Source organism: Pseudoalteromonas sp. T1lg65, assembly GCF_051930985.1.
Classification (GTDB): Bacteria; Pseudomonadota; Gammaproteobacteria; order Enterobacterales; family Alteromonadaceae; genus Pseudoalteromonas.
Genome location: NZ_CP196837.1, coordinates 2,208,259 through 2,230,818 on the forward strand (window position 1 = coordinate 2,208,259; position 22,560 = coordinate 2,230,818).

The window sequence follows — 22,560 nt, forward strand, 5'->3', positions numbered from 1 at the left end:
TACTCCTTATAGATCACGTAATGGGTGATCGTGGTCACTCCAGCGCGGTGCAAAAAAGCTATCAAGCGCTTGTGTAGTCACTTCTGAAACTGATTTAAAACGCCAATTTGGTTGACCATCTTTATCAATCAATAAGGCTCTAACGCCTTCTTGGAACTCACCAAACTCGCCAGCACGAACCGACATAGCAAGCTCTTGCTTGAAGCAAGCTTTTAAGGTTTTCCCTTTGTTGCGTTCAAGCTGCGCTTTAACCAAGGCTGCACTTAACGGTGAACCATGGGACAGACCCGCTTGTGCTTTGCTTAGCCACTTACTGTCGGTGCTATCAAGTGCGAGAATAAAGTCGATTTGCTGTTGAAGATCTTGCAGCTCGTCAAGCGCCTTCAACGTGTCCAGTAAAGGCTCAATTTCACTAGCTGGAGCAACATGAGACGCTTCATCCAACGAAATCAGCAGTTGAGTTAACTTCTCATGGTTTAACACATTGGTCTTGCCCCAATTGACCTCAACTAGGTTTTGTAACAGCATTTCTAGTTTTTCTGCATCCATAAAGTGATCAGCAAGGCCAACTAACTTTGCATCACTGGCGTTGATACTTGCCCCGGTTAAACCAAGGAATAATCCTGCGCCTGGTGGCATGTGGTTTAAAAAATAGCTGCCGCCGACATCTGGATACAGACCAATGGTGATCTCTGGCATAGCGATTCGAGAGGTCTCTGTAACCACCCGATGACTCGCACCAGCCGTAAGCCCTAATCCGCCACCCATAATGATGCCGCTGCCCCAAAGCAGAATCGGTTTATCATAATTGTGGATTTGATAGTCAAGACGATACTCTTCACTAAAAAAGGTTTCGATTTGCGCAATACCACCTTCGCTGCTCATGGCTTTGTAAAGACTGACAACGTCACCGCCTGCACAAAAGGCTTTTTCGCCTGCACCTTTTAACATCACCATTGCGATGTTATCGTCACTAGCCCATTGCTGTAACTGCGGTGCCAATAAACGGATCATGTCGAGGTTAAGGGCATTGAGTGCTTTTGGTACATTCAGCGTAGCTATACCAATTTGCATGCCGTTGTGGCATTGTGCCAGTTCAAATACAACTGGCGAATCCGGTTGATTTACTGGTTGTATTTCAAGCATTAGCCATTCACCCAGTTTGCTTTACGTTTTTCCAAGAACGCATTGACGCCTTCTTTTTGATCTTGCGTGTCAAATAACGTCACAAACAACTCACGTTCAAGCGGCAATGCGCTGTTAATTGTGCCAGTACGGCCTTTTTGAATTAGCGCCTTACATGCTGTAACCGCCACAGGGCTTTGATCTTCAACTTTTTTAGCCAACTCAAGTGCTGCTTCAAGGGCTTTGCCCTGCTCTACAACTTCTTCCACTAAGCCAATTTGTAGCGCTTTGTCAGCTTTTAGGCGCTCGCCACACAAAATCATGCGCTTCGCCCAGCCTTCGCCCACCAACCAAGACAGGTTTTGTGTGCCACCAGCACAGGGCAATAGACCTACTTTCGCTTCTGGTAGCGCCATTTGCGCCTGCGCTTCGGCAATTCGAATATCACAAGCCAATGCAACTTCAAGGCCGCCACCCATAGCAAAACCATTAATTGCCGCGATTGAAACCCCTCTAAAATCACTTAGTGTTTCGAATGCTTCGCCAAATACGCGAGACATATCTGCAGCGACGCCTTTGTCACCATCAGCAAATACATTTAAGTCCGCGCCCGCTGAGAAGAACTTTTCACCCTCGCCGGTGATCACCAACGAATAGATACTTTTATCCGCGTTTAGCTCTGTGATTAGTTCTTTTAGGCCTACAAGCGTATCTCTAGTCCACGTATTGGCAGGTGGATTTGACATGGTAACCACGGCGATGTGGCCTTGTTTTTCCAGTTTTAACTGTGCAGTCATATTCTCTTCTCCTTACAATACGCTCGCGGCGCCTTCAGCTAGTATTCTACGTGCGATAATGACACGCATGATTTCATTGGTACCTTCAAGGATTTGGTGTACACGCACATCTCGAAGGTGGCGTTCAAGTGGGTATTCTTTAATGTAGCCATAACCACCGTGGATCTGTAACGCATCATCACAGACCTTAGTACCAACATCTGTAGCAAACCGTTTTGCCATTGCACAATAGGTGGTTTTTTCAGGGTCATTGCTGTCTAGTTTAAATGCTGCCAAACGCACCATTTGTCTTGCAGCGACTAATTCTGTATTCATGTCTGCAATTTTGAACTGTAATGCTTGGAACGCAGCCAAAGGTTTACCAAATTGAGAACGCTCTTGCATATACTGCTTAGCCGTTTCAAGTGCTTGCTGCGCTGTACCAATAGAGCAAGTCGCAATATTGATGCGACCACCGTCTAGACCTTGCATGGCAAACTTGAAGCCTTCGCCTTCTTGGCCAAGCAAATTAGCAGCTGGAATGCGCACATTTTCAAAGGTGATCAGTCTAGTAGGCTGCGCGTTCCAACCCATTTTTTCTTCGGCTTTGCCATAAATGACACCATCTGCGTCAGCTGGTACTACAAACGCTGAAATGCCTTTAGGTCCATCTTCGCCCGTGCGAGCCATCACCACTAGTACGTCGGTTTCACCGGCACCTGAGATAAACATTTTAGAGCCGTTAAGTACGTACTCATCACCTTCTTTCACCGCTTTGGTTTTTAGTGATGCAGCATCAGAACCAGAGCCCGGCTCAGTTAAGCAGTAAGATGCGAGTAATTCACCTGTAACCAGCTGATCCATATATTTGGCTTTGGCATCGTCAGTGGCAAAACTTGCTATCATCCAAGTGGCCATATTGTGGATGGTCAGCATTGCAGTGGTCGCTGTGCAGCCCATCGAAAGCTGCTCAAAGATAATACTTGAATCAAGACGTGACAGACCTAAACCACCCGCTTCTTCTGGGGTATATAAGCCACAAAAGCCAAGCTCGCCGGCTTTTTGTATTACGTCTTTTGGAAAAATATGCTCTTGATCCCACTTAGCAGCGTGAGGAGCCAGTTCACTCATTGCGAACTGATATGCCATATCTGCAAATGCCTGTTGATCTTCGTTTAGGTTAAAGTCCATGAAAGACCTCTCTTGTTGTCGTTCGACGAGTTGTCGCTTGTTAGTCTCATCGATATTATTATTTTCTTCGCCGCTTTGGGCGTACTTCAGAAGGACCACTCGAAGATTAGTGAGTGGTCCGCACTTACACCACTAGTTAGCGTAAGTTGATGCTCATATTAGGGCCACTTACCGCTTCGTCATCAAACCAACGCGTTGTAATGGTTTTGGTTTCTGTGTAGAAACGTACGCCTTGTTTACCGTAAGTATGCTGATCGCCATAGAATGAGTTCTTCCAACCTGTGAAAGAGAAGAAAGGTAGTGGTACCGGAATAGGAATGTTAATACCAACTTGGCCTACTTCAATTTCACGCTGGTATTTACGCGCAGCCCAGCCACTTGCTGTGAAGATTGAAGTACCGTTTCCGTATGGGTTTGCGTTCACGACTGCGATAGCTTCTTCTAAGCTGTCAACAAACACACAACAAAGCACCGGACCAAATATCTCTTCTTTGTAGATGTCCATGTCGACCGTTACATCGCTAAATAAAGTTGGACCGACCCAATTACCTTGCTCATAGCCTGCAACAGTGAACTCCGAGCCATCTAGTAAGCACGTTGCACCTTGCTGCTTACCACTTTCAATCAATGATAAAATACGTGCTTTTGCTTGTGGTGTTGTTTGTGGTCCGTAAGCAGCTTCCGGATCATTCCAAAGGCCCGGACGCACTTTTGACATGGCTTCTTTTAATTCGTTTACCCACTCTTTTGACTGACCAACAAACACGGCAACCGAAATCCCCATACAGCGCTGACCACCTGCACCGACCGAAGAACCCACTAGGTTGTTAATTACTTGCTCTTTCTTGGCATCTGGCATGATCACCATGTGGTTTTTTGCGCCAACACAAGCTTGGACGCGCTTAAGGTGCTGCGTGCCTTTGCTGTAAATGTACTGACCGACACCACATGAGCCAACAAATGAAATCGCTTTGATTTCTGGCGCTTCAAGGATCTGATCTACTTGCTCTTTGCTACCATGAACAACTTGTAACACCCCTTTAGGTGCGCCCGCTTCTTCAAATAGCTCAACTAAACGCATTGGCGTAAGTGGATCTTGCTCTGATGGCTTAAGTACAAACGTATTACCGCAAACAATCGCCATTGGGAACATCCACAGTGGGATCATCGCCGGGAAGTTAAATGGTGTCACACCAGCACACACACCCAGAGGCTGGGTATAAGAATAGGTGTCAATATTACGTGCAACGTTTTCAACGGTTTCGCCCATCATCATTGACGGTGCATTACACGCTTGCTCCACTACTTCAATACCGCGCCAAACGTCGCCCTTGGCATCTTCAAAGGTTTTACCTAATTCATGGCAGATAATGGTCGCGATTTCTTCTTGATGCTCTTTAAGTAGCGCGGCATATCGCATCATGATGCGAGCACGCTCGGTTACTGGCACATTACGCCAAGTTTTAAAAGCTTCTTGTGCCGAATCAAAAGCAGCTTGAACTTCTTCCTTTGTCGCACAAGGCACTTTTGCAAGTACTTCTTGATTTGCTGGATTAACTACATCAATCCAAGTTTCTGACTGTGATTGAGTAAATTCGCCGTTGATGTATAAAGGTACTTGGTGCATGGAGCACTCCTCCCCAAATTCGAGTTAAGCGCCGCGTGTTTGTAATTTAATTTATAGGTGTCACACAGCGCATTGATGATAGGTTAAACTTCGACCGCTAAGGCAACGGCTTCACCGCCACCAATACATAGAGAAGCAACCCCTTTAGATAATCCGCGATTACGTAGCGCATGGATAAGCGTCACTAAAATACGTGCACCACTTGCACCGATTGGGTGACCAAGCGCGCAAGCACCACCGTTTACGTTGACTTTGCTGGCATCAAGCTTCATTTCTTTGATTGCTAGCATCGTGACCATGGCAAATGCTTCGTTGATTTCCCACAGGTCAACATCTGACGCATTCCAACCAGCACGGTCTAATAACTTGTTCATTGCCCCCACTGGCGCAATAGTGAACTCAGCTGGTGCTTGTGAGTGAGTTGCGTGACCAACAATCTTACACAATGGTGTTAATCCGTGGCGTTTAGCTTCTGATTCGCTCATTAGGATAAGCGCTGCTGCACCATCTGAAATAGACGATGAGTTAGCCGCTGTAATTGTGCCATCTTTTTTAAATGCCGGACGCAGTGAAGGAATTTTCTCAGGGCGAGCATTGCCTGGCTGCTCGTCGATTGACACTTCGACATCGCCTTTGCGCGTGCTGATCACATGTGCTGCGACTTCGTTTTTGAAACTACCGTTAGCAATAGCATCATTTGCTTTGCTCAATGAGCTAACTGCAAAATCATCCATCTGCTCGCGCGTAATACCGTATTGATCAGCGGTATCTTGTGCAAAACAACCCATCGCTTTGTTGTCGTACGCATCTTCTAAACCATCAGCCATCATGTGGTCTTTGATCTCACCATGGCCCATACGCATGCCGCCGCGTGCTTTTGGAATAAAGTAAGGCGAGTTCGTCATGCTTTCCATACCGCCTGCAATAGCAGAATTAATGCTGCCAGACTTAATTAAGTCGTGGGCAAACATCGCCGCTTTTAAGCCAGAACCACATACTTTATTGATCGTCGTAGCGCCCGTTGAGCGTGCTAAACCAGCATGTAACATCGCCTGACGAGCTGGAGCCTGACCAAGACCCGCTGGAAGTACACAGCCCATAATGACTTCGTCAATACTCGCATCAGTGAGTTGGGTTTCATTCATCACTGCTTTAATCGCAGTTGCGCCTAAATCTGTGGTAGTTGCACCTGAAAGACTTCCCATAAAGCCCCCCATTGGTGTACGCTTAGCAGCGACGATGACAACAGCTTCGTTATTCATTGCAAAACTCCTGTTTACAAGCATACAGCTTGTGAAAATTTAAATCTTTACACGAGCATACCTAATATTTACGTTTACGCCAACGTAAATCTAAAATCAAGCCAAATCAGATTCAACGAAGTGTAAAGTTAAGTTGCAAATTTTCTCTACCAAACCTTACAGTCAAAGGCGTTGAACAAAATTTCACTCATCTAAAACAGTATTTATACGACTAAAGACGGATTTGCTTTCATCACTTTACCTTTACGTAAACTTCACTTATATTGGTCTAATCAGTGACGTTGTAAGTGAAGAAACATGCAAGAAACAAATGAACCAACCTATTCAATCAGTGAGTTAGCGAAAGAGTTTGACATTACCACCCGCAGTATTCGCTTTTATGAAGACCAAGGATTACTGTCACCAAAGCGCCAAGGTCAAACTCGTATTTATTCTAAACGCGACAAAGTGCGTTTAAAGCTGATTTTACGTGGTAAACGTCTGGGCTTTACGCTAGCCGAGACAGGTCGCTTGTTTGAGCTTTACGACGCCGACAAATCAAGTGAAAAACAACTTCATACCATGCTGCAACTTATCGAAGAGAAAAAAGCCGACCTCAGCCAACAAATGGATGACATTAAAGTGGTATTGATGGAACTGGTGACAGCCGAAAGACGCTGCAGAGATACGTTAGCAGAATTGACTAAATAACAAATCAACCGAATAGAACCGGATTGGTCAACAACAGGATGACAACAAGATGAGTACAGTATCGTTATATAAAGAACTTAATTTTGGTTTGGGCGAAACCGCAGACATGATCCGTGATCACGTCAATGGCTTCGCAACAGCAGAAATCGCACCACTTGCCGAAAAGACTGATCATGAAAATGCTTTCCCAAATGAGCTGTGGCCAAAGTTCGGTGAAATGGGCTTACTTGGCATCACGGTAGCAGAAGAATTTGGCGGCTCCAACATGGGCTATCTTGAACACGTGATTGCAATGGAAGAGATCAGCCGTGCAAGTGCTTCAATTGGCCTAAGCTATGGCGCGCATTCAAACCTATGTGTAAACCAAATTAATCGTAACGGCAATCAAGCACAAAAAGAAAAATACCTGCCAAAATTAATTTCTGGTGAACATATTGGCGCACTAGCGATGAGTGAACCTAATGCGGGTTCTGATGTTGTTTCAATGAAACTACGCGCTGAAAAACAAGGCGACAAGTTCATCCTTAACGGTAATAAGATGTGGATCACCAATGGTCCAGATGCCGATGTATTCGTGATTTATGCAAAAACCGATATCAACGCGGGTCCTCGCGGGATCACCGCTTTCATCGTTGAAAAGAACGCTCCGGGCTTTTCAACTGCGCAAAAGCTAGACAAGCTCGGTATGCGTGGTTCAAACACCTGTGAACTGGTATTTGAAAACTGCGAAGTCCCTGCGGAGAACATTCTTGGCGAATATAACGAAGGCGTAAAAGTACTAATGAGTGGCCTAGACTATGAACGCGTTGTTCTGGCTGGTGGTCCTTTAGGTATTATGCAAGCGTGTATGGATGTCGTTGTACCTTATATCCACGAGCGTCAACAGTTCAATCAATCAATCGGTGAATTCCAGCTAGTACAAGGCAAAATTGCCGATATGTACACACAAATGAATGCTGCGCGTTCTTATGTTTATACCGTCGCGAAAGCTTGTGACCGCGGTGAAACGACGCGTAAAGATGCAGCTGGTGCCATTCTTTATGCTGCGGAACTGGCAACTAAGCTTGCGCTTGACGCTATTCAGTTGCTTGGTGGTAACGGCTACATCAATGAATACCCTACTGGTCGCTTGTTACGTGATGCTAAGTTATATGAGATTGGTGCGGGCACATCTGAGATCCGCCGCATGCTAATTGGTCGTGAGTTATTTAACGAAAGCCGCTAAGCAAGGAGTTACCATGACGGTATTAAACTCAGCGGTGAATCCTCATGATCCGCAGTTTAAAGCAAACAGCGACGCGATGGCGTCGTTGGTTGCAGATTTAAAATCTAAAGTGTCTGAGTTATGTCAAGGTGGTGGTGAGGCTCTAATTGCGCGTCATCAAAGCCGTGGCAAGCTATTTGTTCGAGACCGTATTGAAACCCTACTTGATGAAGGCTCGCCGTTTTTAGAAATCGGTCAATTCGCGGCATTTGGTGTATACGAGCAAGATATTCCTTGTGCCGGTGTAGTGGCAGGTATTGGCCGTGTTAAAGGTGTGGAATGCATGATTGTCGCCAACGACGCGACAGTAAAAGGCGGAACCTATTTCCCTATCACGGTAAAAAAACATCTAAGAGCACAAGAAATCGCTGAGCGCTGTCATTTACCTTGTATCTACTTGGTAGATTCAGGCGGCGCTAACTTACCTGAACAAGACGAAGTATTTCCCGACAAGCTGCACTTTGGTCGCATCTTCTTTAACCAAGCGCGTATGTCAGCGAAAGGTATTCCGCAAATTGCGGTGGTAATGGGCTTGTGTACCGCAGGTGGTGCTTACGTGCCAGCCATGGCCGACGAAAGTATCATTGTAAAAAATCAAGGGACTATTTTCTTGGCAGGTCCGCCGCTGGTAAAAGCGGCAACTGGTGAAGAAGTTAGCGCTGAAGACTTAGGTGGTGCAGATGTGCACTGTAAGACTTCTGGTGTTGCCGATCACTATGCCGAAAATGACGAGCACGCATTATCCATTGCTCGCCAATGTGTTTCTCGCCTTAATCATCAACGCCCTACCCGTCCAATACTGACTGACATCAAGGCACCTCGTTATGATGCTCATGAGATATACGGCATTGTCGGTACCGATCTGAAAAAACCATTTGATGTACGTGAAGTGATTGCACGTATTGTAGATGATTCTCAATTTGACGAATTTAAGCGCTATTTTGGTGAAACGCTGGTAACGGGTTTCGCTGAAATTTACGGTCATCCAGTAGGCATTGTGGCAAACAACGGGATCTTATTCTCAGAATCAGCCCAAAAAGGCGCACATTTCATTCAGCTATGTGCACAGCGCAATATTCCACTGGTGTTTTTACAAAACATAACCGGCTTTATGGTGGGCCAAAAATACGAAGCCGAAGGTATCGCCAAACACGGTGCGAAGATGGTAACTGCGGTGTCTTGTGCTGACGTGCCTAAATTCACAGTACTAATTGGTGGCTCATACGGCGCGGGTAACTATGGCATGTGTGGTCGAGCATATGACCCAACCATGATGTGGATGTGGCCGAATGCGCGTATTTCTGTGATGGGCGGTGAACAGGCCGCTGGGGTACTTACCCAAGTCAAACAAGATGGCCTAGCCCGTAAAGGACTAAGCATGAGTGACGCAGAAGTCGCTGAGTTTAAGAAGCCGATTGTAGAGCAGTACGAAAAGCAAGGTCATCCATATTATGCCAGTGCGCGTCTTTGGGATGATGGCGTGATTGACCCAGCAGATACCAGAGCGGTGTTGGGTCTTGCGTTAGAAGCTGCGAGTAATGCACCAGCACGCGAATCGAAGTTCGGTATCTTTAGAATGTAAGGAGCACTTATGCCTGTCACTTTAACCATAACAAAAACAAAAGTGGCGATTTTAGAGCTAAGTCGTCCAGAAAAACACAATGCCTTTAATGCAGAGGTGATAGCCGAGCTTATCACCAATATTGAATACGCCAACACGCTAGATATTCGCGCGTTGGTACTTAAAACCAACGGTAAGCACTTTTCAGCCGGTGCCGATTTAGCATGGATGAAATCCATGGCTGGTAATAATTATGATGAAAATGTTGCCGACTCGATGGAACTTGCCAAATTAATGCGAGTATTGGCGGGGTCCCCGCTACCGACACTTTGTTTAGTGCAAGGTGCCGCTTTTGGTGGCGCACTGGGTTTAATCGCGTGTTGTGATATCGCGATTGCTGCGACAGACGCTAAATTCTGCCTGAGTGAAGTCAAACTCGGCCTTATTCCTGCGGTGATAAGTCCATACGTCATAAAAGCCATTGGAGAGCGTCAGGCTCGTCGTTACTTTTTAACCGCCGAAGTGTTTAACGCAGAAAAAGCATTGGATATGGGCCTTATTCATGAATTATCAGACGACTTGGAAAAGAGCCAAGATACGATGCTGGATATTTTGCTCAATAATGGTCCTGCCGCTGTTAAAAGTGCCAAAGCACTAATCAACGAAGTCGCGGGCAAAGAAATTGATGATGAGCTGGTTGCCCACACGGCTAAACGCATTGCTGAGATCAGGGTAAGCGAAGAGGGTCAGGAAGGGCTAAGCGCTTTCTTTGATAAACGTGCGCCGAACTGGCAACGCACAGTAAGCGAATAGGAGCAGATATGTTAACCAAAATATTGGTCGCAAACCGTGGCGAAATAGCTTGCCGAGTCATGCGCACAGCCAAAAAACTTGGACTAAAAACCGTCGCAGTCTACTCCGATGCTGACGCCAACGCGATGCATGTGAAAGCTGCAGATGAAGCTTATCATATTGGTCCGGCGCCGAGTAAAGAGTCATACTTAGTCGCCGAGCGCATTTTAGAGGTTGCAAAAAATGCGGGTGCCGACTGTGTTCACCCGGGATATGGATTCTTATCGGAAAACGAAACCTTTGCCAAAGCTTGTGAAGACGCAGGCATTGCGTTTATCGGTCCGCTTGCAAGTTCTATTGAAGCTATGGGTTCAAAGACCCGCGCTAAAGAGATCATGGGCGAAGCGAATGTCCCGTTGGTGCCTGGCTACTATGGTGCTAAACAAGAGCCTGATTTTTTACTAAATGAAGCCAAAAAAATTGGTTATCCCGTGCTTATCAAAGCAGCCTATGGCGGCGGCGGTAAAGGGATGCGAGTGGTACACAGCGAAGCGGGGTTCTTAGCTGCGCTGGAAGGTGCTAAACGCGAAGCCGCAGCAAGCTTTGGTAATGACTTAGTGCTTATCGAACGTTTTGTAGATAAACCTCGTCACGTTGAAGTACAGGTTTTTGCCGACGCCCACGGTAACTGTGTGTATCTTGGCGATAGAGACTGTTCACTGCAGCGTCGTCACCAAAAAGTAATTGAAGAAGCCCCAGCCCCCGGCCTGAGCGATGCACTCAGAAAAGCCATGGGTGAAGCCGCGGTAAGATGCGCGCAGGCCATTAATTACCGTGGCGCTGGTACGGTGGAATTTTTGCTTTGTGGCGATGAATTTTTCTTTATGGAAATGAACACCCGCCTGCAAGTAGAACATCCAGTCACTGAGATGGTCACCGGGCAAGATTTGGTAGAGTGGCAATTGCGCGTGGCGTCTGGTGAAACTTTGCCTCTGAGTCAAGCAGAGATCAGCTTAACCGGTCATAGCTTTGAGGCGCGTATTTACGCCGAAGATCCAGAGCAAAACTTTATGCCATTCTCAGGGACTCTGTCACATTTAAGTTTCCCTGCACAAGACAACGGTGTGCGTGTCGACACTGGTGTGCAGCAAGGCGACGAGATCAGCCCATTCTACGACCCGATGATTGCTAAATTGATAGTCTACGGACAAGACAGAAAAAGCGCCCTACTCAAACTGAGAACCGCACTTGAGTCGGTTCATTTAGCGGGACTTAAGTCTAACATCGCATTTTTGCATCATTTAGCAAGCCACCCAACTTTCATCGCTGGCGCACCAGATACCCACTTTATCGACACGCAGACCGAGCAGCTGACGCGTTCTACACTACCACAAGAGCAACTCGCCCTGCTTGGTGCATGTGCCTATTTGGCACACCTAAAACCCTGTGATAAGTCGGTATGGGGGAATGTCGGCTTTCGGTTAAATCAAACCGCAAAAGTCGATATTCCTTTTGCTGAGCATCAAATTAGTGCCTACCAATCGGCGCACGGCTGGAAGCTGTCAGCCAACAACCAAATCCATCAAGTGGCAGTCCAGCTTAATGGTCATACATTAATTGCCAACATTGACGGTCAAAGGCTAACAGCCAGCGTAGTATTTAGCGAAGATGAAATTTGCGTGATGTTTGGTCCTTATCAGTACCAATTAGCACTGCATTCTAAGCACTACATTAGTGAGCATGAAAACGATGCGGCACCGCTTGCTGCGCCTTTAAATGGCACGGTGGTTAAGCACCTTCAAGAAGTTGGGACGGTACTACAAAAAGGCGACGCTGTCGTGGTTATCGAAGCCATGAAAATGGAGTACACATTAAATGCGCCATTCGCTGGTACGTTGACCAGCTATTGCTTTGCCGAGGGTGAATTAGTCAGTCACGGTGACATGCTTGCTATCGTAGAGGAGAGCGAATAATGTCTGGCTACCCCGCTACGGTCAAAATCGTCGAAGTCGGTGCCAGAGATGGCCTGCAAAATGAGTTAAGTGTTCCACTTGAAGCGAAAGTGCAACTGATTGACGCATTAGCTGATGCAGGCCTTATGCACATTGAGGCCGGTGCATTTGTATCTCCTAAATGGGTGCCACAAATGGCAGATTCTGCACAAGTACTTAAGCAGATAACTCGTAAAGCGGGAGTCGAGTACAGCGCGCTAACACCGAATCTAAAGGGTGCAGAGTTAGCGTTAGCCAATCAGGTTGAAGAATTTGCCATCTTTACAGCAGCCAGTGAAGCCTTCACACAAAAGAACATTAATTGTTCTATTTCAGAGAGCATTGAGCGCTTTCGAGAAGTCGTAGAACTTGCGCAAAAAAACAACGTGAAAGTCAGAGGCTATGTCAGTTGTGTGGTTGGCTGTCCTTATCAGGGAGAGGTCTTACCAGAACAGGTTCTAGAGGTCTGTAAACAATTATTGTCACTGGGTTGTCATGAGATAAGCCTAGGCGACACGGTCGGTGTTGGTACCCCAAAACAGGTCGAACAGCTGCTCAGTTTGTTACTAAAACACATACCGAAAGAGAAGCTGGCCGTGCACTTTCATGATACCTATGGACAGGCATTAGCAAACATCCACACCGCCCTCACGATGGGCATTGCAACCATCGATAGTGCGGTTGCTGGACTGGGTGGTTGTCCCTATGCTAAGGGCGCGTCAGGAAATGTTGCCACCGAGGATGTAGTCTACTTACTGCAAGGGCTTGGCATTGAGTGTGGAATTGATTTAGAAAGGCTAGCAAAAGCGGGATGGGCAATATGTGAGGCGCTTGAAAAATCGCCAGTTAGCAAGGTTTCTTTGGCGCTACAAGCATCTTGCCAATCATAAACAATATAAATAGTAACTAGGAGTGGGCTTATGGCCGGTTTCGATAAAGTCGTGTCTACCTACAGCGAAGCGATGGAGGGCCTGAAAGATGGCGACACCATCATCGCTGGTGGGTTTGGTTTATGTGGTATCCCAGAGGGGCTAATCGCTGAGATTAAGCGCAAGCAAACCACTGATTTGACCATAGTGTCAAACAACTGTGGTGTAGATGACTTTGGTTTAGGTATTTTGCTACACGATCGCCAGATCAAAAAAATCATTGCTTCTTACGTTGGTGAAAACGCATTGTTCGAGCAACAGCTGCTTGATGGCATCATTGATGTTGAATTAACACCACAAGGCACGCTTGCAGAAAAAATGCGTGCTGGCGGTGCCGGGATCCCAGCTTTCTACACTGCAACCGGTTACGGTACGCCAGTTGCTGAAGGAAAAGAAGTAAAAGAATTCGATGGCCGCCCTTATATTCTTGAAGAATCAATTACCGGTGAGTTTGCCATCGTGAAAGCGTGGAAAGCTGACCGCTACGGTAACTTAGTTTTCCGTCATACTGCGATGAACTTCAATCCGATGGCTGCAACTGCGGGCAAGATCACCGTTGCTGAAGTGGAAGAAATCGTTGAACCTGGTGAATTAGAGCCAAGTCAGATCCACACCCCTGGTATTTACGTAAACCGCGTTATCAAAGGTTCTTTTGAAAAACGCATCGAACGTATCACTACGCGCAAATAAGGAGGCTGTCATGGGCTTAAATCGTGAACAAATTGCAATGCGCGTAGCGCAAGAGCTGCAAGACGGTTATTACGTAAACTTAGGGATCGGTATCCCAACATTGGTAGCAAACTACGTGCCTGAAGGCATTGAAGTTATGCTGCAATCGGAAAATGGCTTGCTTGGCATGGGTCCGTACCCTGAAGAAAGCCAAGTTGACGCAGATATGATCAATGCGGGTAAAGAAACCGTGACAGCTGAGACAGGTGCGGCGATTTTTAATAGCGCGGAAAGCTTTGCCATGATCCGTGGTGGTCATGTAGACTTAACCGTTCTTGGTGCATTTGAAGTGGATCAAAACGGCAATATCGCGTCGTGGATGATCCCGAAAAAGTTAATTAAGGGCATGGGTGGCGCAATGGACTTAGTCGCTGGCGCGCGTAACATCATCGTTACCATGACCCATGCTAGTAAACATGGCGATTCTAAATTATTAGAGTCATGCACACTGCCGCTAACAGGCGTTAATTGCGTGAAAAAAATCGTCACAGATCTTGCTGTTTTAGAAGTAAAAGATGGCGCATTTCATTTGCTAGAACGCGCACCTGGTGTTAGTGTTGATGAAATTGTAAGCAAAACAGCAGGTAAATTAGTCGTTGAAGGCGACATCCCAGAAATGCAATTTGCTGGGTAAAACCTGACATAATGTACCGACCTCATTCCCAGTGCCAAAGGCGCTGAGTTACCCAAAACCCCTCGCAAGAGGGGTTTTTTTTATGCGCATTTCGCCCAGATATTAAACCGCTTCTGCTTGCCTTTAAATTAACCCACAACTGGTAATCTAAAGATATCTGCATATCCACATTTACTTTTACTCCTCAGTCCTTAAACTATTACATAGATGGCAGGTATTGATCTTTTCGGTTGGTTTATCTTAATTACAAGTATTTGAGGCACTAAGTGTCGCTGTAACTAACATAAACCCATCACAGCCCGGCCAATAATTAATGCAAACATTCAAGTGATGGATCTGTCTCTTGCTTTTTTGCCGCTTAGTTTTCCGCCTAGGTTGACTGAATTGACCCAGTACTTGCTTGTTAATCGATTAACAACAAGAGGTTATCATGGGTAATCACCACGATAAGTACAGTATTGACAATACTGATTACACCGTCGGTCAAGACAACGTACAAAAATGGGGGTTTGATGTTCATAACCCAGTTTTTGGTGTCAGTGCAGGATTAATTTTAGCGTTTCTCGTCGCCGTGCTAGTGGTAGACCCTGCGGTTGCAAAATCCACTCTCGATGGTATCAAATGGGACATTATCGGTAAGTTTGACGTGCTATTTATGTGGTCAGGAAACTTATTCGTACTATTTTGTCTGGCCCTCGTATTTTCTCCCTATGGAAAAATCAGACTAGGTGGTACTGAAGCTAAGCCAAGTTACTCTACTCTATCCTGGCTCGCTATGCTTTTTGCGGCAGGTATGGGAATTGGCTTGATGTTTTGGGGAGTGGCAGAGCCAGTTGCTTATTACACCGGCTGGTATGAAACACCGCTCAATGTCACGGCCAAAACACCAGAAGCCGCAAAGATGGCAATGGGCGCTACCATGTATCACTGGGGCCTGCATCCTTGGGCAATCTATGCAGTGGTCGCGTTGTCTTTAGCATTCTTCGCCTACAACAAGGGTCTCCCCTTGTCTATCCGCTCTATTTTCTATCCCATACTTGGTGATAGAGCGTGGGGTTGGCCGGGACATATCATTGATATTCTCGCCGTGTTAGCAACTCTGTTTGGTTTGGCCACTTCGTTAGGCTTAGGCGCACAACAAGCTAGCGCAGGTATTCAGCATGTATTTGGTATAGAGGCTGGTCTTAGCCTACAAATTGCCGTAATTATCGGAGTAACCGCACTTGCAATTATTTCCGTGGTTCGCGGTATAGATGGTGGTGTAAAACTGCTCAGTAATGCGAACATGCTCATCGCTTTCGTACTACTCCTGTTTGTACTTATCGCTGGTTTTGCTATCGCATTAGGTAATATTCCTACTACTATCATGGCCTATTTGGAAAATATTATTCCTTTGAGTAATCCGCATGGCCGTGCAGATGAAGCTTGGTTCCAAGGCTGGACAGTATTTTACTGGGCATGGTGGATTTCTTGGTCACCGTTTGTTGGTATGTTTATCGCACGAGTGTCTGAGGGCCGTACGATCCGCGAATTTATCGTCGCGGTATTGCTTATCCCAACCCTAGTTACCACAGTCTGGATGTCTGTTTACGGCGGTATCGCCATTGAGCAAGTAAAAGAAGGCATTGGTGCATTAGGGGAAAATGGCTTAACTCAAGTACCATTAGCGATGTTTCAAATGTTCGATAATCTACCTATGAGCGGCTTACTCTCATTCGTGGCTATTGTTCTAGTATTAGTATTCTTCATCACTTCTTCGGATTCTGGCTCGTTGGTAATTGATAGTATTACCGCCGGCGGGAAAATCGATGCACCTGTGCCACAGAGAATTTTCTGGGCTTCTATCGAAGGTGCTATTGCTGCAGCATTACTCTGGATTGGCGGTAAAGAAGCAATCGAAGCACTACAAGCTGGTGCAATTTCCACCGGTTTACCGTTTACCTTTGTGCTGCTGTTAATGTGTATTAGCTTGATATTAGGCCTGCGTACGGAGCCAAAACAAGCCTAATTTTGAGTATTACACGGGGTAATAACAGTTTATTACCTCGTGTAGATTACTCCCACAGTTGTTTTACTAAGCTATCCGGCTGCAAACTGTATTGCACCTGAGCCTGAAACAACTCTGCCGTTGCCAGCGCATCAGAAAGTGCATGATGGGGTTGGTAATAGGGTAATCCATAACGCAGTCTACAATCGCCTAATCTGACTGAAGGCAAAGGCTTTCTGGTGAGGGTATCTAGCCAACTCCGAGCACGTTTAATCGCTTTTACCTCTACCGACATTGTATCGATAACCGGAAACTCAATGCCTTCACCTAATCTTGCTTTCAACGCGCTGTCAAAAAAGTGTTTTTCTATGGATTGGTAGTGAACGACAATCACCTTGCTGGCGAGCATCGACAACAACTCACTTAATACATCATTAAAATCTGGCGCACTCGCGACTTGAGAGTGTGTAATGCGATGCAACACTACCGATTCATCGGCAAGTGGGCCATTAGGTTTTAGCAACCAATGTTTAGCCTGGGCGCATTTGATGCGATTTAACGTAAATGGAATAGCACCAATACTCACAATATCATCGGTGCTAGCGTCTAACCCTGTCGTTTCGAAATCCAGTGCAACAAACTCACTTTCCGCTAACGTTTTATTTGGATCAGCAAGTCCATCACAATAAAAATTTTTGATTCGATCGTCACTGGTATTTGACGCCAAAAACTGAAACCGACTTTGCCAAGAAATGATTTCACCTGTAGCCATTGTTTAACCTATTTACTTGGTGATTGCTTTATTCTGGTAACGGAATTTAAGGAAGCTTTGTGCTCTATCTAACACCTGAAATGCTTCTTTGAGATTGCGTTGCTCGAATTCTGACAGTGCTTCTGGTGACACTTTATTATCTGGCTTACGGCCTTTTTCGATTTGTAAGGCTTGATGACCAATTCGCATCATCGCTATGTACTCAAATGCCGCTTTTAGGTCTTGCACTTTGCCTTTCGGGAGAATATTGGCGTCTGCAATATCATCTAAACGCTCAAATGTATTTTGCTTGCGTGAACCGATAGCAAGCGCATGCACCCTAACCAAATCAGACAGCGGTGCCGTCCCTCTTCTCTTAATGTTCATACCACGATTGTGTTCGCCATCTTGTTCTAAGACAAACCCCTTGAAAAATCCGAGCGGAGGGGTTCGTCTTAACGCATTGTGGGCCATTGCGGCTAAGAATCTGGGACTTTGTTTGGCCTTTTTTGCAATCACCGATGATAGCTGTTCAGCCATTTTAATATTGCCCCAAACCCCTTCTAGGTCAAAGAAAATGGAACTATTGAGTAACGCCTCAGGGTTAGGCATATCTATCCACAGTTCAAACTGTGCTTGCCACTGTGAAAAAGTCATGCGCCATTTACTGTTGCTCGCCATTATGCCGCCATCACAATATTTGTACCCACAATTTGCTAAACCATCGCAGACAAATTTGGCAACTTGTTCAAAATACTCTGCATGTTCTGTTGGTTGAAAATCGTCGGATAAGATCATCGCATTATCTTGATCGGTGACAATTAATTGCTCATCACGAGCCATCGACCCCAAAGCGATAAAGCAATAACTTACAGGTGGCGGACCAAACTTTTCTTCAGCTAACTCCAGCAAACGATGTTTGAATGTACGCCCAATCACTGACATCGCAGAACCGATCATGTGTGAATTGGCATCTTCGTTTACCATACGAACAAAAATGTTGTCCAGCTGTTGCGCATAACCCGCAAGATCTTCAACACTTTGTTGCTCCATGATCCCAAGTACGAATAATAAACTACTTTGCGATTCATAACGAAGAATATCAGAAAGCGCTATCACACCTATTGGGCGACGTTTATGGACAATCGGCAGATGATGAACATTCTCTCGCAGCATGATCATCATGGCCTCAAACACGTAAGTATTAGAATCCACTAGTACCAAGTCGGTAGACATTATTTCAGATACCGGAGTGTCAAACGATAACCCGTCGGCAACAACGCGCTGGGTGAAATCTTTGTCACTCAGTAACCCCACCATTTGGCCATCATCTTCTTCAGGATCTTCAACAACAGGTTTATTTGGGTCATAAACCAATAGAGAAGAAACCTGTTCTTGTGACATCACCCGAGCGGCTTCTTGCACAGTACAATTGCGTTCAACCGAAACCGCTTCTCTGAGCAACAAAGTACTCACTTTAGCAGTGGTCATATCATTACTGTCTGCGTGTTCTGATACGGTTAATTTAAGTCTAGTATTATCATCAGCTTCAAAATAGTCGGCAAATGCTTCGTATTCATCGCAATACTCATCAAATAATTGCACTGGAATACAATAAACCAGAGTATCTTCCTGCGCTAACGCACCAAAACGTACCTTGCGATTCATCAACAGTCCACGTTGACCAAAGATCCCGCCATCAGAAATACGGTTATACAAGTCTCCAGAACGGCGATATAACTCAACAACCCCGGCTCGAACAACAAATAAATCGGTTATCTGCTCTCCATATTTTAAAATTTCTGTACCTGCTCGGTAATAACTAACCTCAACTTGTTGCGCTAGTCGAGCAAGCGCATCCGTCGGTAAGTCAGAAAATGGGGGGTAAGCAGCAAGAAAGTTTGCTATTTCGTGGTGCTCGATTTCCATAGTTTTCAATGCTAAGTGATTAAATTAACTTACATTGTGGTGTAGCCATATTGATATTGCAACTGAACCACCAATACACATTCACGCCCTAACACATCCGACCTCTTTAAAATATCAACAAAGGATCGCATACTAAAACACCACAACCAGAACAGCAGGATAAAATAACAATGGCTTTTGAAGTGAACTTTGACGGACTTGTCGGCCCGACACATAACTATGCAGGGCTCTCATATGGTAACGTTGCCTCAGTAAATAATGCCTCAGCTAGCTCCAATCCACAAAAAGCCGCACTGCAAGGCTTAGCAAAGATGAAAGCGATGCACGACTTAGGCCTCAAGCAAGGTATTTTTGCACCTCACGCTAGGCCAAATACACAAATATTAAAGCGCTTAGGTTTCACTGGCAGTGATGCTCAAGTCTTGGAAAAAGCGTATAAATCCGATCCAGTTTTACTGCGCGCTTGCTATTCAGCTTCCGCTATGTGGACAGCCAATGCTGCAACCGTCTCTCCTTCTATTGATTCAGACGATAACAAAGTACACTTCACCAGTGCGAACTTAAATTGTAAATTCCATCGGTCCATTGAGCCTAACACTACCTCAAACATACTGACTTCGATGTTTCGAGATCAACGTCATTTTGTGCACCATGAGCACTTACCTGAACAACCTTTCTTTGGAGATGAAGGTGCAGCAAACCACACTCGGTTAACAAGTCGTCATGGCGACACTGGGTTGCAAGTGTTTGTCTACGGTACCAGCGGTTTTAATAGCAAGATACGGTCACCAAAAATTTATCCCGCCAGACAAACGCTAGAGGCCAGCCAAGCGATCGCTAGGCTCCATCAAATACCTCACTCACAACTATTGTTTTTGCAGCAAAATCCCGATGTTATCGACCAAGGCGTGTTTCACAATGACGTTATTGCAGTAGGTAACGAGAACGTTTTGCTTTGTCATGAGCAAGCTTTTATTGATCAAAAACAAGCCCTAACGCAACTGTCAAATGCATATCAAGGTGATAAACCACTGCATATCATTGAAGTGCCTACACACAGAGTGGCGATAGAGAACGCTGTAAAAAGTTACTTATTCAATTCTCAATTAGTAACACTGCCTAGCGGCGATATGATGTTGGTCGCGCCAGAGGAGTGTTTACATCATCAACGAGTAGCAGACTACATAGAAGATATGCTTGCTGAAGATAATCCTATTACCAAAGTTCGATATTTCGACCTTAAACAAAGCATGCAAAACGGTGGAGGACCAGCTTGTTTGCGATTGCGTGTCGTCTTAACACAGGCAGAACTGAACGCAATAAACCCAGAAGTGTTAATGACTGAAGAGAAGTATCAGGTGTTACAAAAGTGGGTCAAACAACATTACCGTGACAAACTCTCCGAGCATGATCTTGTAGATCCTCAGCTATTACAAGAGTCATACAGAGCGCTAGACGAGCTCACTCAGATATTAAACTTAGGCTGTGTCTACGAATTTCAGCGTTAAACACGAGTACTAGATGGCGGAGTCACTGCTCTGCCAGCATATTCAATGCCCATTTTTCTAAAATCCCGTCGCTATTTAAGGTTACTAAGGTATTTTTATCTGCAACGAACATATCAACAATAGTCGCGCCATCACGATGGGTTTTAATGGACCAGGTGCCGACCTCTTCGCCGCTTTCGTATTTCCAAATCGACAAGTGGGACTTTGAGGAAGATGTAGCAAGTAAGCCCGACCCCTCTATAAACTTAGCTTTTCTAAAAACTTTGAATCTGGCCATGTATTTAAGATCAGTCAATAGTTCACCTGATTCAAAGTCCAAGATATGCTGGGCATTTAGACCATCGGACACGAACAACATTTTTCCATCTTTACTCACTGTTAGGCTGGTTACTCGATGATCAAATTGAGTTTCGTAGATGGCATCAGGTGAGGCAAAATTCCATAAAGCTACTCTGCCATCTTGTGCACCTGTGACGAATTTCTCTCCAGTATTGTCAAAGGCTAAATGTTGAATGGGCCTAGTATGAGGCATAAAACGATTGTTTAATTTAGTAAACAAATCAGCCATATTTAATGAACCATCATCCATCGCCACCAACAGACGTCGGTTATCACTGGATAACGCAACAGCTGAAATAGATGCTAGTGGACTGACTCCAGCAAATGGAATGTTGGTGACTAATTTTTTCTTTTCAACAGACCAAATAGACACCAAATTTTCGCCAGCGACCACAAGCATGTTTTTGTCATTCGATAACAGTACCTCCATTACCGGAAGTTTGACTTTATCCTTTGGCACAGAAAAAATTTCTTGCCGTAATTCATCAAAAATACTGATTTTTGCACTTTCATCAACAGTTACGATCCATTCCCCATCCTCAGAAAAATGTCCGAGAATGACCCCTGAAGATGATAGTTGGCTTTCAATGCCTTGGCTCAACTCAACTTGGCTGCCACAGCCAACAACTAGCGTAAGCAAGCTAAACACCAATGCGCGAAAATGAAACATAACTCACCAATCAACAATAACCAAACAACAACATGTGCAATACAAAAGGATTAAATTTTTGTCTCCGACTTTACATATCGTCAAAGAGCAGACAAACTTAATCTATTGTGAACGAATTTAGCAATAATATGAAGTTATCCAATATCATTTCTTCAGTACAGGTTAAATGCGCTTTACTGTTCGCGCTGAGTTTACTGCTTAGTGCATGTGGTGGAGAAAAACCCGCATCAGGTGATAAGAATACTCCTGGCTACACCGCGACTCTCTATTTTGATGCTTTGTACAATAAGGATGATTTGAATCTCGCTTTAGAATACGTCACTCCGCGCTTGGGTCGGATTATGCGTTCTTATGGTACAGCCTCGCAATTTGCACGTAACCTAGTAAATATGCAGTTTGACGAAGTGACTATTGAAGTTGATATGACGAATCAAAGCCTACGTGAGCAATACGGTGATAACGCAAAAGTGAATCTGATTTTTACCGGCCAGTTCAACGGCGAAAAAGTGGATGACATGAGAAGCGTACGGATGATCCGCAAAAAAGATAAGTGGTATATAGACAGAATTGTTTCTGACCCGTTTTCTAGATAACTTGATGGCGGTCAAGCGTTATAGTGCTTTCCAAGAATAGCAACACAAATAGAGATCTTATAGGGCTCTATCTTTTTCAGAGCCCTTCTTTTTAACTGTAACTTATTGTAAAAAAGTCTGTTACTATTCCCTGCCTGGTTGGTATTTTACCAAAAAAAGACCATCAAACTGTCGCTGTTATAGCAATTCAGTTCATGAAGTGAAGCTATTTT

General features: G+C 45.2%; 19 protein-coding genes. 11 read left to right on the forward strand and 8 right to left on the reverse strand.

All coding sequences use genetic code 11. The features are described from left to right. Positions 1-6 precede the first annotated feature (6 nt). From ACSLBF_RS09650 to ACSLBF_RS09670, 5 genes are all read right to left on the reverse strand, one after another. Positions 7-1,146, reverse strand: a complete 1,140-nt coding sequence (locus tag ACSLBF_RS09650; protein ID WP_440053205.1) for an enoyl-CoA hydratase/isomerase family protein — start codon at positions 1,144-1,146, stop codon at positions 7-9. Further along, positions 1,146-1,922, reverse strand: a complete 777-nt coding sequence (locus tag ACSLBF_RS09655; protein ID WP_440053206.1) for an enoyl-CoA hydratase — start codon at positions 1,920-1,922, stop codon at positions 1,146-1,148. Before ACSLBF_RS09655 ends, ACSLBF_RS09650 begins: the two co-directional genes overlap by 1 nt. A 12-nt stretch (positions 1,923-1,934) precedes the next feature. Further along, entirely contained in the window at positions 1,935-3,092 is a 1,158-nt protein-coding gene (locus tag ACSLBF_RS09660) for an acyl-CoA dehydrogenase family protein (RefSeq protein ID WP_440053207.1), read from the reverse strand. 136 nt (positions 3,093-3,228) lie between these two features. Beyond that, a complete protein-coding gene (locus ACSLBF_RS09665) occupies positions 3,229-4,719 on the reverse strand; it encodes a CoA-acylating methylmalonate-semialdehyde dehydrogenase (protein ID WP_440053208.1) in 1,491 nt (496 codons plus the stop codon). Between the two features lie 83 nt (positions 4,720-4,802). Continuing rightward, the gene (locus tag ACSLBF_RS09670; protein WP_440053209.1) at positions 4,803-5,981 is read right to left on the reverse strand and encodes a thiolase family protein; all 1,179 of its coding nucleotides are present in this window, start codon (positions 5,979-5,981) and stop codon (positions 4,803-4,805) included. Positions 5,982-6,278: 297 nt separating this feature from the next. Here ACSLBF_RS09670 and ACSLBF_RS09675 point away from each other — a divergent pair, with 297 nt between their 5' ends. From ACSLBF_RS09675 to ACSLBF_RS09715, 9 genes are all read left to right on the forward strand, one after another. Further along, positions 6,279-6,671 (forward strand): MerR family transcriptional regulator, encoded by a 393-nt coding sequence (locus ACSLBF_RS09675; protein WP_440053210.1) that lies wholly within the window; start codon positions 6,279-6,281, stop codon positions 6,669-6,671. A 49-nt stretch (positions 6,672-6,720) separates the two neighbouring features. After that, positions 6,721-7,896 (forward strand): isovaleryl-CoA dehydrogenase, encoded by a 1,176-nt coding sequence (locus ACSLBF_RS09680; protein ID WP_440053211.1) that lies wholly within the window; start codon positions 6,721-6,723, stop codon positions 7,894-7,896. A 13-nt stretch (positions 7,897-7,909) separates the two neighbouring features. Next, positions 7,910-9,517, forward strand: a complete 1,608-nt coding sequence (locus ACSLBF_RS09685; RefSeq protein WP_440053212.1) for a carboxyl transferase domain-containing protein — start codon at positions 7,910-7,912, stop codon at positions 9,515-9,517. A gap of 9 nt (positions 9,518-9,526) precedes the next feature. Continuing rightward, positions 9,527-10,309, forward strand: a complete 783-nt coding sequence (locus tag ACSLBF_RS09690) for an enoyl-CoA hydratase/isomerase family protein (protein ID WP_440053213.1) — start codon at positions 9,527-9,529, stop codon at positions 10,307-10,309. An 8-nt stretch (positions 10,310-10,317) separates the two neighbouring features. Further along, positions 10,318-12,261, forward strand: a complete 1,944-nt coding sequence (locus ACSLBF_RS09695) for an acetyl/propionyl/methylcrotonyl-CoA carboxylase subunit alpha (RefSeq protein WP_440053214.1) — start codon at positions 10,318-10,320, stop codon at positions 12,259-12,261. Then, entirely contained in the window at positions 12,261-13,169 is a 909-nt protein-coding gene (locus ACSLBF_RS09700; RefSeq protein ID WP_440053215.1) for a hydroxymethylglutaryl-CoA lyase, read from the forward strand. Before ACSLBF_RS09695 ends, ACSLBF_RS09700 begins: the two co-directional genes overlap by 1 nt. Before the next feature lie 30 nt (positions 13,170-13,199). Beyond that, complete coding sequence (locus tag ACSLBF_RS09705; protein WP_440053216.1) at positions 13,200-13,898, forward strand: CoA transferase subunit A; 699 nt, start codon at positions 13,200-13,202, stop codon at positions 13,896-13,898. Positions 13,899-13,908: 10 nt separating this feature from the next. Beyond that, the gene (locus tag ACSLBF_RS09710) at positions 13,909-14,571 is read left to right on the forward strand and encodes a CoA transferase subunit B (RefSeq protein WP_440053217.1); all 663 of its coding nucleotides are present in this window, start codon (positions 13,909-13,911) and stop codon (positions 14,569-14,571) included. 430 nt (positions 14,572-15,001) lie between these two features. Further along, positions 15,002-16,579 carry a BCCT family transporter gene (locus ACSLBF_RS09715; protein ID WP_440053218.1) on the forward strand — a complete coding sequence of 526 codons (1,578 nt, stop codon included), beginning with the start codon at positions 15,002-15,004 and terminating at the stop codon, positions 16,577-16,579. 46 nt (positions 16,580-16,625) lie between these two features. Here the strand turns inward: ACSLBF_RS09715 and ACSLBF_RS09720 are convergent, their stop codons facing one another. Together ACSLBF_RS09720 and ACSLBF_RS09725 are read right to left on the reverse strand one after the other, a co-directional pair. Beyond that, positions 16,626-17,330: a 3'-5' exonuclease gene (locus tag ACSLBF_RS09720; RefSeq protein WP_440053219.1), complete on the reverse strand. Its 705-nt coding sequence runs from the start codon at positions 17,328-17,330 to the stop codon at positions 16,626-16,628. A gap of 12 nt (positions 17,331-17,342) precedes the next feature. Continuing rightward, entirely contained in the window at positions 17,343-19,238 is a 1,896-nt protein-coding gene (locus ACSLBF_RS09725) for a putative nucleotidyltransferase substrate binding domain-containing protein (RefSeq protein ID WP_440053220.1), read from the reverse strand. A 170-nt stretch (positions 19,239-19,408) separates the two neighbouring features. Here ACSLBF_RS09725 and astB point away from each other — a divergent pair, with 170 nt between their 5' ends. After that, positions 19,409-20,746 (forward strand): N-succinylarginine dihydrolase, encoded by a 1,338-nt coding sequence (gene astB, locus ACSLBF_RS09730; RefSeq protein ID WP_440053221.1) that lies wholly within the window; start codon positions 19,409-19,411, stop codon positions 20,744-20,746. 22 nt (positions 20,747-20,768) lie between these two features. Here the strand turns inward: astB and ACSLBF_RS09735 are convergent, their stop codons facing one another. Next, positions 20,769-21,755 carry a WD40 repeat domain-containing protein gene (locus ACSLBF_RS09735; protein WP_440053222.1) on the reverse strand — a complete coding sequence of 329 codons (987 nt, stop codon included), beginning with the start codon at positions 21,753-21,755 and terminating at the stop codon, positions 20,769-20,771. A 128-nt stretch (positions 21,756-21,883) separates the two neighbouring features. On the opposite strand from ACSLBF_RS09735, the gene ACSLBF_RS09740 reads away from it, so the two are divergent. Continuing rightward, positions 21,884-22,348 carry a hypothetical protein gene (locus tag ACSLBF_RS09740; RefSeq protein WP_440053223.1) on the forward strand — a complete coding sequence of 155 codons (465 nt, stop codon included), beginning with the start codon at positions 21,884-21,886 and terminating at the stop codon, positions 22,346-22,348. Positions 22,349-22,560 lie beyond the last annotated feature (212 nt).

What these genes read in the sequence shown, in the direction of transcription:
- astB (WP_440053221.1), top strand. Translation starts at nt 19,409, where the DNA reads ATGGCTTTTGAAGTGAACTTTGACGGACTTGTCGGCCCGACACATAAC.
- ACSLBF_RS09680 (WP_440053211.1), top strand. Translation starts at nt 6,721, where the DNA reads ATGAGTACAGTATCGTTATATAAAGAACTTAATTTTGGTTTGGGCGAA.
- ACSLBF_RS09700 (WP_440053215.1), top strand. Translation starts at nt 12,261, where the DNA reads ATGTCTGGCTACCCCGCTACGGTCAAAATCGTCGAAGTCGGTGCCAGA.
- ACSLBF_RS09695 (WP_440053214.1), top strand. Translation starts at nt 10,318, where the DNA reads ATGTTAACCAAAATATTGGTCGCAAACCGTGGCGAAATAGCTTGCCGA.
- ACSLBF_RS09705 (WP_440053216.1), top strand. Translation starts at nt 13,200, where the DNA reads ATGGCCGGTTTCGATAAAGTCGTGTCTACCTACAGCGAAGCGATGGAG.
- ACSLBF_RS09710 (WP_440053217.1), top strand. Translation starts at nt 13,909, where the DNA reads ATGGGCTTAAATCGTGAACAAATTGCAATGCGCGTAGCGCAAGAGCTG.
- ACSLBF_RS09655 (WP_440053206.1), bottom strand. Translation starts at nt 1,922, where the DNA reads ATGACTGCACAGTTAAAACTGGAAAAACAAGGCCACATCGCCGTGGTT.
- ACSLBF_RS09675 (WP_440053210.1), top strand. Translation starts at nt 6,279, where the DNA reads ATGCAAGAAACAAATGAACCAACCTATTCAATCAGTGAGTTAGCGAAA.
- ACSLBF_RS09725 (WP_440053220.1), bottom strand. Translation starts at nt 19,238, where the DNA reads ATGGAAATCGAGCACCACGAAATAGCAAACTTTCTTGCTGCTTACCCC.
- ACSLBF_RS09650 (WP_440053205.1), bottom strand. Translation starts at nt 1,146, where the DNA reads ATGCTTGAAATACAACCAGTAAATCAACCGGATTCGCCAGTTGTATTT.
- ACSLBF_RS09735 (WP_440053222.1), bottom strand. Translation starts at nt 21,755, where the DNA reads ATGTTTCATTTTCGCGCATTGGTGTTTAGCTTGCTTACGCTAGTTGTT.
- ACSLBF_RS09690 (WP_440053213.1), top strand. Translation starts at nt 9,527, where the DNA reads ATGCCTGTCACTTTAACCATAACAAAAACAAAAGTGGCGATTTTAGAG.
- ACSLBF_RS09660 (WP_440053207.1), bottom strand. Translation starts at nt 3,092, where the DNA reads ATGGACTTTAACCTAAACGAAGATCAACAGGCATTTGCAGATATGGCA.
- ACSLBF_RS09740 (WP_440053223.1), top strand. Translation starts at nt 21,884, where the DNA reads ATGAAGTTATCCAATATCATTTCTTCAGTACAGGTTAAATGCGCTTTA.
- ACSLBF_RS09685 (WP_440053212.1), top strand. Translation starts at nt 7,910, where the DNA reads ATGACGGTATTAAACTCAGCGGTGAATCCTCATGATCCGCAGTTTAAA.
- ACSLBF_RS09670 (WP_440053209.1), bottom strand. Translation starts at nt 5,981, where the DNA reads ATGAATAACGAAGCTGTTGTCATCGTCGCTGCTAAGCGTACACCAATG.
- ACSLBF_RS09715 (WP_440053218.1), top strand. Translation starts at nt 15,002, where the DNA reads ATGGGTAATCACCACGATAAGTACAGTATTGACAATACTGATTACACC.
- ACSLBF_RS09665 (WP_440053208.1), bottom strand. Translation starts at nt 4,719, where the DNA reads ATGCACCAAGTACCTTTATACATCAACGGCGAATTTACTCAATCACAG.
- ACSLBF_RS09720 (WP_440053219.1), bottom strand. Translation starts at nt 17,330, where the DNA reads ATGGCTACAGGTGAAATCATTTCTTGGCAAAGTCGGTTTCAGTTTTTG.